We start from the raw sequence: 12,716 nt of genomic DNA, 5'->3' as shown, positions 1-12,716 counted from the left end.
CCCTCTGTCCTCGAACATATATTCGCATTTAAGTATAGCACAGAACTGTTGTTCTCGCCACATTATTTTCTTTCAATAATGCGCAGAGTAAATGCCCGCACACCGGAAGCACTGTAATCCCATCGAAATTCCCACAATCGTAATGCACCAGATGCAGCTGATGGCAAGCCATAAAAGCCCCATTAAAATGCCACCTAATAATAATCATAAAATATTTCCTAATTTCTTCAATTCGTTCGAGAAAATCTCTGTGTCTTCCGTCTCTTCTATGAAATGATCCATTCACCTGATTCATTTCCCATGCGTGTTCCTTTCTTTGTGGTTTTAATATCCTACTATTTCTTATGATTGACAATATATATTCCGGTGCAGACCAAAAGTAAAGCCACCAGACTTCCAATATTAAATGCCTGACGTACCTCTCCTAATATCAGCGCAGATAATATCACACTGCACAATGGATTCACAAACCCGAAAATCGCAACTTTTGAGACATCATTCCATGCAAGAAGCACCGACCAGAGCGTATATGCAACCGCCGAAACCATTGCAAGATAGAAAATAATTGCTACACCGCCAATCGTGACATTTCCAAGGTGTCCGCCCATTCCGGTGCCGATCAATGTCAGCACGATTCCGCCCATTGTAAACTGTGTTCCGCTTAATATTACCGGAGAAACTTTTCTTGAAAATATATTGATCAATACGGTAGAAATTCCATAGGAAAGCTGTGCGATCAGAATAAACCCTTCACCAGTCAGCTTAAATCCCATGTCCAGAGAATTTCCCATGATGTTGATCACAACAACTCCTGCAAATCCCAGTATGCAGCCTGCTGATTTTCGTACTGTCATACGTTCATTTCTAAATATCAGACAGGATAGCAAAATTGCAATAAAATTGCCAAGTCCGGTAATAATGCCACCTTTCACACCTGATGTATTTGCAACACCTATGTAGAAGAAAAAATACTGTCCGACTGTCTGCGCCAGGCAAACCGGTATCGCGTATTTCAGGACTTCTTTATCAGGAAACATCACCTTTTTCTCTCTTATTGATGTAAATGCCAGAACCAGCAGTCCCGCCAGCGTAAACCGTATTCCGGCAAAGACAATCTGGCTTGCCGTATCTGCTGAATCCATCTGCATAAAGTGATATCCTGTTTTTATCATTGGTATTGCACTGCCCCATAAAATGCAGCAAACGCAGGCAAGAAGCGCCACGATGCCGGTTCTGGTTAATGTGCTTTGTTTTTGCGTCATTAGTTTATACTCTCTTTCCTGTTGTATGATATAAATTGCTATTTTCTGTTATTCACTATTATAAACTACTATCGCTTCCAAAGAAAACATTTTGTAAAAACATTTCCTAACAAAAAACTGATACTCCATAAATATGAAGTATCAGTTTTCTTATTCATAAGAGTTCTGAATAGTTATTATTTATAATATCTTACTCAAAAATTCTTTCAGTCTCTCATCTTTTGGATTACTGAAAAATTCCTCCGGTTCTGCCTGTTCTTTAATCTTGCCTTCATCGATGAACACAACTCGTGTTCCAACTTCTCTGGCAAATCCCATCTCATGTGTGACAACGACCATTGTCATTCCTTCTCTCGCGAGCTGCTTCATGAGATCCAGAACTTCTCCAACCATCTCCGGATCAAGTGCGGAAGTCGGTTCATCGAAAAGCATCACTTCCGGATCCATCGCCAGTGATCTTACAATGGCAATTCGCTGTTTCTGTCCACCGGATAACTGCTCCGGGTAAGCATTTGCTTTGTCAGCAAGTCCTACTCGTTCCAGTAACTCATCCGCTCTTTTATCAGCTTCTTCTTTTGTCATTTTTTTCAGTGTGACCGGAGCCAGCGTAATATTTTCACGGATCGTCTTGTGTGGAAACAGATTAAAATGCTGGAATACCATTCCCATCTTCTGTCTGTGCAGGTCGATATTGGTCTTCGGATCTGTAATCTCATCTCCGTCAAAAATGATCGAACCGCTTGTTGGCTGCTCCAGAAGATTTAAAGAACGGAGAAATGTAGATTTACCGGAACCGGATGGTCCGATAACTACAACCACTTCACCTTTTTTAATATCTGTTGAGATACCGTTGAGTACATTATTTTTTCCAAATGATTTATGCAGGTCTTTGACCTGGATCATTGTATCCTTATTATCGCTCACTGTTTCTCAACCTCCTTTCCAGCTTATTCATAAAGAATGTCAGCAGCATAACAAGTGCCAGATAAATGACTGCTGCCGCCAGAAGAGGCATAAATGCATCGAATGTACGGCTCTGAATAATCATTGCCGCCTTTGTCAAATCCTGCTCCCCGATATAACCGATGATCGCTGTCTCTTTGATCAGCACGATCATCTCATTTACCAGCGCCGGAAGCACATTTTTAAATGCCTGCGGAACAATGATCAGACGCATTGTCTGTGCATAATTAAGTCCCAGGCTTCGTCCCGCTTCTGTCTGTCCGATTGGAATAGACATAATACCGGAACGCACAATCTCTGCAACATATGCACCGGAATTAATACCAAAGGCAATACCACCGATGATAATGGAATCCAGTGAAGAAGAGCCGAACACAACCAGATACATGATCAAGATCTGGATCATCGTCGGTGTTCCACGGATCACTGTCAGGTACACTTTACAGATTGCATTTAATATCTTTAATTTGTTTGTCTTATCATGGTAAGAACGAATGATCGCTACAATAAAACCAATGATAACACCTAAAAGCAAAGCCTCTAAGGTGACAATAATTGTCACCTTGAGACCGCTCACAAGACCGAGCCAACGGTCATCCTTTATAAAGTTCGCATAAAACTTTGCTGAAAAATCTGCCATGATTACTCCTATTTCTTAACGATCACTACCTGTGAAGCGTTAGCATATGTATCTGTGAAATCGGCATTTTCTTTTCTCTCATCTGTTACTGTCATACCTGCTGCACCGAAATCAGCTTTTCCTGCTGCAACTGCCGGGAGAATAGAATCAAATTCCATATCTTCTACTTTTAATTTGTATCCCATCTTATCGCAGATTGCCTGTGACATATCAACATCGATACCTACAATAGCATCTCCTTCGTGATATTCATATGGTTCAAACTCAGCATTTGTTGCCATTACAAGTGTTCCTTTGGAAGTATCTGTTCCTTCTGGAGTTTTGTACTGATATTTACCTGCATCATCACCGATGTAGTTACCGATGATCTTATCAACTGTTCCGTCTTTTTTCAGTTCTTCTAATGCTGCATTCATTTCTTTTAACAGTTTGGAATTACCTTTTTTCACGCAGATTGCATACTGCTCATCATCAAAGATACCGTCAATGATCTTCAGATTGTCATTCTTCTCAACAAACTTCTTAGCCGGCTGAGCATCGATAACAACACAGTCTAATTTCCCAGATTCCAAAGCCTGTACTGCTGCTGCACCCTTTGGATAACGTTTCATCTGTGTATCTTTCTTTACGATCTTAGAACTCTCCAGATCTCCGGTTGTTCCCTGCTGAACACCAATTGTAAGATTTTTCAGATCTTCTGCTTTTGTTACTTCTACTTTTTTGTCTTCGCTTTTCTTGTCACTTCCGCATGCTGCAAGTGAAAATACACAGGCAGCTACTAAAACAACACTTACTAACTTCTTGAACTTCATATTTCTTCCTCCTAAAATGATCTTTCTCATTCATACAACTTGTATCGTATTAAACAAGATTCTGTATAATCATACAGCTATAACCTTCATTTTACCATGTTTCAAATAAAAGGCAAGTATTTTTATGCAAGAAATGCTTTTACAACCGTCATAATTATGATGATTGCACCGAGAATGATACGGTAATATCCAAATACTTTGAAGTCATTTTTCTTAATATAATTCATTAAGAACTTGATCGCTACGATGGACAGTCCGAAGGATACGATACATCCGAGCATCAGATAGCCAAACTCAGCTCCTGTAAATGCAAATCCAAATTTGACAAGCTTCAGTAAACTTGCTCCGAACATAACCGGAATTGCAAGGAAAAATGTAAATTCTGCTGCCACTTCTCTGGACACACCGATTAGCAATGCTCCGACGATTGTTGCACCGGATCTGGATGTCCCCGGAATCAGTGCAAGCATCTGGAAGGCACCGATCCAGAGCAACATACGGATATCCAGTTCTGAAATCTTCGTAACCTCTGGTTTTCTGTTTTTATTACGATTTTCAACAACAATAAACAGAATACCATAGATGATCAGCATGATTGAAACCGGAAGTGGTTTATAAAATACAGAATCCAGCCAGTCATTTAACAAAATACCAACAACTGCTGCCGGTACACATGCAATGGCTACTTTGATCCACATCTGCCATGTCAGCAATTTCTGCTTATGAGTCTTCTTCGGTGAAAATGGGTTCAATTTGTGGAAATATAATACAACGACCGCCATAATCGCTCCAAGCTGGATCACGACATTAAACATTTCCATAAAATCATGACTTAAATTCGGTGACAATACATCACCTACCAGAATCAGATGTCCGGTACTGCTGACCGGAAGCCACTCGGTAATTCCTTCTACAATTCCGAGAATAATAACTTTTAATGCGTCTAACATAGTTTCTTTCCTTTCTACTATAATATATAGTAATGTCTGGTGGAAAAGCTCCAAACTTTGCCACCTGTTAATTTCTTCGTGTTTTACAATATGTATTTTTCAATAAATGTTGCGACACCGTCTTCGTCGTTCGTTCCGGTAATATAATCGGAAACTGCTTTTACCTGATCGGTCGCATTTGCCATTGCAACTCCAACCCCTGCTTTCTTAAGCAGCTGGATATCATTATTGCCATCGCCGAAACCGGCCACTTCCTCATGCGGGATTCCCAGATGATCTGCAAACCACAAAATTGCGTTGCCTTTATCTACGCCGACAGCATTTACTTCTATATTATTGGAAAGTGCTCCGGTCACTTCGATACCTTCTACTGCTTCCAGACGCTTACGTGCTTCTGTCCGCTCTTCATCTATCTTAAATACTCCCTGTACTTTGTCTGTGTCCTGCCCTTTTTCACGAATCAGTTGTAAAATATCCGGCACCGGTGTTCTGGTCGCACGTACATATGCCGCCATCTGCGGAGAACGCATATATTCTCCGACTCTGGAAAATTCTTCTGCTTCTGCATATCCTTTTCCACCATAATAAACTTCGCGCAGTGCGTCATAGTCACTGAAAATCTCCATGATCTGCTCAGCTGTCTTCACAGGTACAAGCCGTTCATAGAGACATCCACCTGTCTGTGTCTCCATGATCCTTGCGCCGTTCGCTGTAATCGCATACTGGACTCCCGGAAATTCTACGACTTCTTTTGGCAGTCCGCCAAGTGGTCTTCCTGTGACCGGCAGAATCCAGATTCCCTGTTCGACTGCTCTTGTCAGTACTTCTCTTGTATGCTCTGCGATATGCTTCTCGCTGTTCAGCAATGTCCCATCCAGATCAAATCCGATAATCCTGCACTTAATTTTCATAGGTTGTCAGTTCCTTTCTCTCTTTTGAAAAGAAATACGGCTGCAGACTGATCTTATCGCCTTCTGCTTCATAGGCTCCTTTTGCATGATCGCGAAGCTGCTCTACAACCTTCTGCTGGCTCGCCGGTGCAAAGATTACGGTATCTTTGTGCGGCACATAGATAACCAGATCGTCTTTTAATTTGTCAGCACACACCTGCCAGATATGGCGAAAGCACACAGAACTTGCCTCATGTACGCCATCCGCAATAATTCCAAATCCGCCGTACCATGTATTTCCAATGACAAATTCTACGTCACGCACCAGATTCTCGCATGCTGTGTGATACAGCTCCTCCACTGCGATCTCCGGTGGGAGCATAGCATCTTTTAATACTTCGTAGCTTTCTTCGCCTCTCTTAATTACAAAAATGATCTTCAGATCTCCGGCAAACCCAATCACCGGTGTATCTTTCTCTGAGAAATTCTTACCATTAAGTGCCTGCTGATCTGTCAGCTCATTTTTCACCCATGGATAAATCTTGTCTTTGATCTTATCATATTGATAGTGTTCTTCTTCATATTTGCGCATCTTATGAATCCCTTTCTTCTTTATACAAATATAGTTTATCTCTTAATTTGGAATATTTTCTTTAGATTAGTTAAATAATATATAAATTTCCATTATCTTTTATTTTACCAAAGTTTCTTATAGAAAGCAATTACATCCGCCTTTTCCTCTTCTCACTGCCTTGACGCTTCCTCTGTGTTACGGTATAATATACTGACACTTGCACAGAAACAGAAAGGATATGTATATAATGAATAATAGAAAGAAACGAGTCTTACTGGCAGCTACAGGGCTTCTGTGTGCCGTATCCATTGCTTCTGCCCAGACTTTCGTATATGCTGCCCCTTCTACAAAAGATCTTGAAAAAAAGACATCGGATCTCAAGGATGATCTGCATAGCATGAACAGTGATCTTGCTTCACTTAGCAAGAAGCTGGATAAAACATCTGGTAAGATTGAGAAGATGTCCGAACAGGTCGAGAAAGCCAAACTTGATCTGGCCGCTGCGAAGCTAAACGAAGAGGCACAGTTCAAGTCTATGAAAGAACGTATCAAATTTATGTATGAAGGTGGGAGTGTATCTCTATTAGAGATTCTGCTAACTTCTGAGAATATGGCAGATTTTCTGAACAAGGCAGAGTACGTTTCTAACATCAGTGACTATGACCGCAACATGCTGGATAAGTTCCAGACTGCGCGCGAAGAAGTTGCAAAAAAGGAATCCGGATTGAAAAAGCAGCAGGCTGATCTGGCTTCTATGCAGAGTTCTCTGAACGAACAGAAAAGTAACTTAAGTGATAAGATTTCCAATACTTCGAGTAAACTGTCTGATTATAATGCACAGCTTAAGAAGGCAAAGGCTGCCGAAGAAGCGATGCGTACTGCCCGCAACAACGATGTATCCGGCAACACCGGTAAGCAAAGTTCCGGCAATGGCGGCGGTACTTCCAATTCCGGCAAGAAGTTCAATGCGAACACTTCCGATGTTGCGCTCCTCGCCGGTATTCTGGAATGTGAAGCCGGTGCTACTTATGAAGGCATGCTTGCAGTTGGAACAGTCATTATGAACCGTGTGGAGAGTTCCCGTTTTCCAAATACGATTTCCGGTGTTGTTTATCAATCCGGTCAGTTTGCACCGACATGGAATGGTGCATTGAACCGTGTACTTGGACGTGGACCTTCCTCTTCCGCTTATTCTGCTGCCAAAGCAGTGCTCGGCGGAGCCAGACATAACAAAGTCCGGAATTGTTATTTCTTCTGGGCTGCCTTTACCGGACATGCCGGGATTAATGTAGGTGGCAATGTATTCTGGTAGATTTAATACTATATATTCAATAATCTAATTATAAAAAAAGAAACGAGCAGGCATTCATTTTGCCTGCTCATTTCTTATATATTGCAAATTACAGATATCGAAATTACATTAATTTTCTAAAGAGGTCTTTCAACTCTTCTACATTTGTATCTTTCGGGTTACCCGGACAGCATGCATCTTCTCCGGTGTAGATTTTCTATATCCCAATACCCACTGCGTTGTCATATACACGAAGCCCTGGCAATACATTTCCAGCAGAAATTTAAGTTTTTCATTAAGTTTCTGACCGGTTCTGGATTCTATCTGTCTCGTATAAAATTCCAATATCAGTTCAAAATCATGCTGCCGCAGACAATTCTGTTCATCTGTTTTAAATGCTGCACGAAAAAATAATTTTTCTTTTTCATACAGATTTTCATCGCCTCTGCCAGACGATACTTCATCTTTTCGCTTTTGTTCTCTGCCTGCTTCATTTTATGTACCTCACTATTACCTCTGCTCCACCTGATGAGCTACGGAATCATCTCCCGGTAGCGCAAATGTCTCTATATCCACCATCCGATTCAGTCTTCCTTCTCTCCATATCATCAGGTACACATGAAATTCAATACTGTCTCTTGCTGTAATAAAAGGCTCTTCCCGGAGAATCACCGTTTCTCTTCCTTCTCTTTTTAATTCCATTTTGCGCTTTCTTGCTGCATCCATGATGAGCTTATATTTTTCCATCGACGCTTCATCGTATTTACGTTTTGGATAAACAGCGCCTGCATGACGGAACTTCCGCATCAAGATATCAATTGTCTTGGCGTGGCTTTTGCGGTGCAGTTTCACAGCAATCCATTTTGCCATCACGCGTGCAAGAACCGGATTCGATACACATTCGGATGCATATTTCCGGTAAGTCTTAAGACTGTGCACGAGGCTCATATCCTCTGCCTCTGCCGCGATCTCTTCCAGAACTTTGATTCCTTCTTCGTCCGGAACCCACAAATGCTCTTTCGGAACAATATATTTCTTCGGCGCTGAAGGATAACAGCCATAACTAAGCGGTGGAAATCCGGCAAGTTTCACAAGCCACTGCTCTCTTTCTGTGCAGTAGGTATCACCCAGGTATTTCCATTTGTCCTGTAAAATAGCAATTTTATATTCCAACTGTCTGAGATATTCATAGCCTCTCACCCAGAAATGCCCGATTTCTCCGTAATCATACAGCATATATTCAAATTCCAGCCGCTGAAAAAATATCGTTACCATTGAATCGCCGCAAAGTACCGCCAGAATATAACGGTCCTTGTCCCGCTTCAAGGTTGCATCAACCGAACCTTCATAACCTTCTTCATAAAATCCGGTCATCTTTGCTTCTTTGAATACAAGAAAGCTCTCGACTGCATCATTCATCAGATAAACAAGTCGAATTTCTTTTTTCTCTTCATTCGGAGGCAACAGCTCAAACTGGTTCTGTGCCAGTAATTCCTCCAACATATCAAATGTATTTAATAACCCCATTTCGACATCCGCTTTCGTAATATTTTTTGATCTTAATATCATTCTAACAAATCATGCCGGAAAATCCAATGAAAAAAACGCACCAGACAGATTTCCTGCCTGATGCGTTCAGTTAGTTTTTTAGGAGTTTTATAAATGAGTTTATAATTAATTCTATCTTTCCATACTTGCGATGTGGTCTGTGTGAAGCAGCATATGTGCTTTGTGAGAATTTGGTTTCTCAAAATATTCTTCATACATCTTAAGTACATCTTTGTTCTCATGTGAGAAACGGATATCTGCATTCTTATCCAGATAATACAGATTCTTTCCTCGCTCAAACGCAAGCTCTTCTCCATCGTGGATCGGCTGTCCGCCACCGCCTACGCATCCGCCTGGGCAAGCCATAACTTCTACGAAATCGTAATGGACATCTCCGCGCTCGATCTTCTCAAGCAAGGCTCTTGTGTTTGCAAGTCCACTGACAACTGCCGTCTTTACAGTGATATCGTCAATGGCAAAATCAGCTTCTACAACACCGTCGTTCTCCTGGAATCCCTGGCTTCTGACAACTTTGAATGCGTCAGCTTCCGGATTCTCATTCTTAAGCAGGTAGTAAGCGCTGCGAAGTGCAGCCTCCATAACTCCACCGGTTGCTCCGAAGATCACACCTGCTCCGGAACCTTCCTGCATCGGTCTGTCACTTGCAATATCTTCTAATGTATCCGGACTGATATGAGCAGAACGGATCATTCTTACCAGCTCTCTTGTTGTAATAACTGCGTCAATATCATGTCCTGCATACTCTTCATAATACAGTTCCATCTCACGCTCGCCCTTCTTAGCCACGCACGGCATTACAGACAGTGTGTAGATCTTCTCCGGCTCTACACCCAGTTTTTCTGCGAAATACGTCTTCATAGCAGCACCGAACATCTGCTGTGGTGATTTTGCAGTTGAGAGCTGTTTTACCAGATGTGGGAACTGTGACTTAATGAAACGAATCCAGCCCGGACAGCAGGATGTGAACATCGGACGTTCTTTTAACTCTCCGGATGTGAAACGTTTCAGGAACTCCGTTCCTTCTTCCATGATCGTAAGATCTGCTGAGAATGTGGTATCAAATACATAATCAACGCCCATTCTCTTCAAAGCATCCAGAATTTTTCCAACTTTGGCATCTTCCGGTGCAAGACCTAACTCTTCACCCCATGCTGTACGAACAGCCGGTGCAACCTGAGCTACTACAATCTTGTCTTTATCCTCAATTGCTTTCCATACTTTCTCTGTATCGTCACGCTCACGAAGCGCTCCTACCGGACAATGTGTAATACACTGACCGCAAAGTGCACAGTCTGCTTCATCAATACTTCTGTGACCTGCAACATTGATCGTTGTTCTGGAACCGGTACCTTCTACATCCCAGATTCCAAGTCCCTGGATCTTATCACAAACCTGTACGCAACGCATGCACTTGATACATTTGGAAGAATCGCGGATCAACGGGAAATGTTTGTCCCATGGCTGTTTCTCCAGCTGCATCTTGAACGGAATATCAAAAATATTCAGATCATTCGCCACTGTCTGTAAACTACAGTTGCCACTTCTTGAGCATGTCACACACTCGCAATCATGCTGAGATAAGATCAGTTCCACTGTTGTTCTTCTATGTCTACGTACCTTCGGGCTGTTTGTATAGATCACCATGCCTTCCTTTACAACATTGTTACAGGATGTGATGAGTTTTTCTTTTCCTTCTAATTCAACAACACAAACACGACAGGCTGCAATCTCATTAATTCCTTTGAGATAACAGAGTTTTGGAATCGGAATTCCATTTGATGCGGCAGCCTCCATAATTGTGGTATTCTCTTCTACTGAGATCTTTTTTCCATCTATTGTAAGATTTACCATAATGTCTCTCTGCCTCCTTTAAATATTCCGTATCCAAAGTGATCGCAGCGAAGGCATCTGCTTGCCTCCTGTTTTGCTTCCTTCTCTGTCATACAGTTTTCTACGCCTTCAAAATCACAGACTCTCTCACATGCTTCACGCTCTGTCAGATTGACTCTTCCGCATGGAGTTCTGTCACGAAGGGCTGCTTCCGGAATCTCAACATCACAGGAAATCTCGTGATGGTATCCCAGATATTCATCAATATTGGCAGCAACAACTTTTGCAGCAGCAATTGCTTTAATAACAGATGCCGGACCACTTGCACAGTCTCCACCGGCAAATACACCTGGCATATTCTCAAATGTTCCTGTACTCTTTGTAACGATCTTACCACGCTCAACCGGGATACCTGCTTCTTCAAAATGACGTGTCTCGATATTCTGTCCGATTGCTACGATCAGTACATCACATGGGATATAAATGTCGTCTTCTCCGGTCGGTTTGATGCTTGCTCTTCCATCTTTGATAGAACTGATCATCTGCGGAGTTACATAAATTCCCTTAATATGGTGCTTCTCATCAATATCGAGTGAAGCAGGTGCTTTGAGTGTCTGTAATTCGATACCTTCTGCTACAGCGCCTTCTATTTCCCCCGGAAGAGCTGTCATATCTGCTACTCGTCTACGATATACGATACTTACCTTCTTAGCGCCCAGTCTCTTAGCTGTACGAACTGCATCCATGGATACGTTACCGCCACCGATGACAGCAACTTCTTTTCCGGTCAAATCCATGATCTCGTTCTTTCCTACATTACGTAAGAACTGCACTGCGGATAAGATTCCATCTGCGTCTTCCCCGTCAAGGCCCAGTTTCTTATCTGTACTAGCTCCGATTGTAATCAGCACTGCATCGTACTGTTCTCTTAATTCCTGAATATTGATATCCTGACCAATCTTCAGACCGTATTTGACTTCTACTCCGGTCTTCAGAATTGCGTTAATGTCATCTTCGAGTCTCTCTTTCGGCAGACGATAGTTTGGAATACCATAACGTAACATTCCTCCCAGTTTCGGAAGCATCTCATATACAGTTGTCTGATGCCCCATTAACTGAAGATAATATGCTGCACTTAATCCTCCCGGTCCTCCACCGAGTACTGCGATCTTCTTACCTGTGCTCTTTGCACACTTCGGCGGCTCTACTTCTCCTGCGAAATCAGCCGCAACACGTTTCAGTCCGCGGATATTTACAGAATCATCTACCATGTTTCTGCGGCATCTTGCCTCACAAGGATGCTCACAGATAAATCCACATGTCGTCGGGAATGGATTATCCTTACGGATCAGGCGGATTGCATCCGCATATCTTCCTTCTCCTACTAATGCAATATATCCCGGAATATCAACATGTGCCGGACATAAAGACACACAAGGTACCGGCTGATTATATGTACAGGTACAACGTCCTCTCTGAATATGCTCTACATAATCATCGCGATATCCGATCAGTCCTTTGTATACCATGTTCGCAGCTTCGTAACCAATCGCACAGTCCGCTGATTCCATAATAGACAATGCTGTCTGCTCCATAGTGTCTAATGTCTCCATTGTTGCTTTACCATCCAGTACATCTTTGATGAACTGGTTTAACTGTCCCAATCCAATACGGCATGGTACACACTTTCCACATGTCTGTGCGTGACATAACTCCAAAAATGCTCTTGCCATATCAACCGGACATAAGCCCGGAGGGCTTGATTCGATTCTTCTCTCCAGATCTTTGTAAAGGCCTTCCATAACGATTTTCGCCTTTTTTGGAGAGGCAATTTCTAACCTACTCATTTCATACATCCCTTCTTTGTATTATTATTGATGCAGTTTTCTTATTATAGCATTTTTTTTCTCATTTGTAATCATGCACAGCAAAAGT

13 protein-coding genes and 1 pseudogene are annotated in these 12,716 nt (G+C 42.1%); 1 reads left to right on the top strand and 13 read right to left on the bottom strand.

The window, feature by feature from the left end:
• Positions 1–28 precede the first annotated feature (28 nt).
• From DW125_RS14235 to DW125_RS08265, 8 genes are all read right to left on the bottom strand, one after another.
• A complete protein-coding gene (locus DW125_RS14235; protein ID WP_242992924.1) occupies positions 29–208 on the bottom strand; it encodes a hypothetical protein in 180 nt (59 codons plus the stop codon).
• Positions 209–335: 127 nt separating this feature from the next.
• Entirely contained in the window at positions 336–1,262 is a 927-nt protein-coding gene (locus DW125_RS08295; RefSeq protein ID WP_117537806.1) for a DMT family transporter, read from the bottom strand.
• Between the two features lie 180 nt (positions 1,263–1,442).
• A complete protein-coding gene (locus DW125_RS08290) occupies positions 1,443–2,165 on the bottom strand; it encodes an amino acid ABC transporter ATP-binding protein (RefSeq protein ID WP_147323698.1) in 723 nt (240 codons plus the stop codon).
• Between the two features lie 10 nt (positions 2,166–2,175).
• Positions 2,176–2,865, bottom strand: coding sequence for an amino acid ABC transporter permease (locus tag DW125_RS08285; protein ID WP_021860943.1), 690 nt, complete (start codon positions 2,863–2,865; stop codon positions 2,176–2,178).
• A gap of 8 nt (positions 2,866–2,873) precedes the next feature.
• The gene (locus tag DW125_RS08280) at positions 2,874–3,677 is read right to left on the bottom strand and encodes a transporter substrate-binding domain-containing protein (RefSeq protein ID WP_117537805.1); all 804 of its coding nucleotides are present in this window, start codon (positions 3,675–3,677) and stop codon (positions 2,874–2,876) included.
• A gap of 122 nt (positions 3,678–3,799) precedes the next feature.
• Positions 3,800–4,627, bottom strand: coding sequence for an undecaprenyl-diphosphate phosphatase (locus DW125_RS08275; RefSeq protein WP_117537804.1), 828 nt, complete (start codon positions 4,625–4,627; stop codon positions 3,800–3,802).
• 83 nt (positions 4,628–4,710) lie between these two features.
• The gene (locus DW125_RS08270) at positions 4,711–5,538 is read right to left on the bottom strand and encodes a Cof-type HAD-IIB family hydrolase (RefSeq protein ID WP_117537803.1); all 828 of its coding nucleotides are present in this window, start codon (positions 5,536–5,538) and stop codon (positions 4,711–4,713) included.
• Positions 5,528–6,109, bottom strand: coding sequence for a DUF1444 family protein (locus tag DW125_RS08265; protein ID WP_117537802.1), 582 nt, complete (start codon positions 6,107–6,109; stop codon positions 5,528–5,530). Before DW125_RS08265 ends, DW125_RS08270 begins: the two co-directional genes overlap by 11 nt.
• A gap of 229 nt (positions 6,110–6,338) precedes the next feature.
• Between DW125_RS08265 and DW125_RS08260 the strand changes: the two genes are divergently transcribed.
• The gene (locus DW125_RS08260) at positions 6,339–7,403 is read left to right on the top strand and encodes a coiled-coil domain-containing protein (RefSeq protein WP_242992923.1); all 1,065 of its coding nucleotides are present in this window, start codon (positions 6,339–6,341) and stop codon (positions 7,401–7,403) included.
• 138 nt (positions 7,404–7,541) lie between these two features.
• Here DW125_RS08260 and DW125_RS14480 read toward each other — a convergent pair.
• The 5 genes and pseudogenes from DW125_RS14480 to DW125_RS08240 form a co-directional block, all read right to left on the bottom strand.
• Positions 7,542–7,802 (bottom strand): annotated as a pseudogene (locus DW125_RS14480) (TetR-like C-terminal domain-containing protein); the annotation flags it as partial.
• Positions 7,730–7,876, bottom strand: a complete 147-nt coding sequence (locus DW125_RS14230; RefSeq protein WP_242992922.1) for a hypothetical protein — start codon at positions 7,874–7,876, stop codon at positions 7,730–7,732. The gene DW125_RS14230 and the pseudogene DW125_RS14480, both read right to left, overlap by 73 nt.
• Before the next feature lie 16 nt (positions 7,877–7,892).
• Positions 7,893–8,909: a DUF3878 family protein gene (locus DW125_RS08250; RefSeq protein ID WP_117537870.1), complete on the bottom strand. Its 1,017-nt coding sequence runs from the start codon at positions 8,907–8,909 to the stop codon at positions 7,893–7,895.
• 153 nt (positions 8,910–9,062) lie between these two features.
• Positions 9,063–10,802 carry a [FeFe] hydrogenase, group A gene (locus DW125_RS08245; RefSeq protein WP_021860950.1) on the bottom strand — a complete coding sequence of 580 codons (1,740 nt, stop codon included), beginning with the start codon at positions 10,800–10,802 and terminating at the stop codon, positions 9,063–9,065.
• Positions 10,796–12,628 (bottom strand): NAD(P)-binding protein, encoded by a 1,833-nt coding sequence (locus DW125_RS08240; RefSeq protein WP_117537801.1) that lies wholly within the window; start codon positions 12,626–12,628, stop codon positions 10,796–10,798. The genes DW125_RS08245 and DW125_RS08240 overlap by 7 nt, the downstream gene beginning before the upstream one ends.
• Between the last annotated feature and the right edge of the window lie 88 nt (positions 12,629–12,716).

The organism is Dorea sp. AM10-31, assembly GCF_003435815.1.
Taxonomy (GTDB): Bacteria; Bacillota; Clostridia; order Lachnospirales; family Lachnospiraceae; genus Dorea_D; species Dorea_D hominis.
The sequence above is the reverse complement of the archived record's forward strand: the minus strand, read 5'-3'. Positions and strand labels throughout refer to the sequence as shown.

Bases quoted from the DNA above. Each gene is read 5' to 3' on its own strand.
- DW125_RS08290 (WP_147323698.1), bottom strand. From the start codon at position 2,165: ATGATCCAGGTCAAAGACCTGCATAAATCATTTGGAAAAAATAATGTA.
- DW125_RS14230 (WP_242992922.1), bottom strand. From the start codon at position 7,876: ATGAAGCAGGCAGAGAACAAAAGCGAAAAGATGAAGTATCGTCTGGCA.
- DW125_RS08280 (WP_117537805.1), bottom strand. From the start codon at position 3,677: ATGAAGTTCAAGAAGTTAGTAAGTGTTGTTTTAGTAGCTGCCTGTGTA.
- DW125_RS08260 (WP_242992923.1), top strand. From the start codon at position 6,339: ATGAATAATAGAAAGAAACGAGTCTTACTGGCAGCTACAGGGCTTCTG.
- DW125_RS08285 (WP_021860943.1), bottom strand. From the start codon at position 2,865: ATGGCAGATTTTTCAGCAAAGTTTTATGCGAACTTTATAAAGGATGAC.
- DW125_RS14235 (WP_242992924.1), bottom strand. From the start codon at position 208: ATGATTATTATTAGGTGGCATTTTAATGGGGCTTTTATGGCTTGCCAT.
- DW125_RS08245 (WP_021860950.1), bottom strand. From the start codon at position 10,802: ATGGTAAATCTTACAATAGATGGAAAAAAGATCTCAGTAGAAGAGAAT.
- DW125_RS08275 (WP_117537804.1), bottom strand. From the start codon at position 4,627: ATGTTAGACGCATTAAAAGTTATTATTCTCGGAATTGTAGAAGGAATT.
- DW125_RS08295 (WP_117537806.1), bottom strand. From the start codon at position 1,262: ATGACGCAAAAACAAAGCACATTAACCAGAACCGGCATCGTGGCGCTT.
- DW125_RS08270 (WP_117537803.1), bottom strand. From the start codon at position 5,538: ATGAAAATTAAGTGCAGGATTATCGGATTTGATCTGGATGGGACATTG.
- DW125_RS08265 (WP_117537802.1), bottom strand. From the start codon at position 6,109: ATGCGCAAATATGAAGAAGAACACTATCAATATGATAAGATCAAAGAC.
- DW125_RS08250 (WP_117537870.1), bottom strand. From the start codon at position 8,909: ATGGGGTTATTAAATACATTTGATATGTTGGAGGAATTACTGGCACAG.
- DW125_RS08240 (WP_117537801.1), bottom strand. From the start codon at position 12,628: ATGAGTAGGTTAGAAATTGCCTCTCCAAAAAAGGCGAAAATCGTTATG.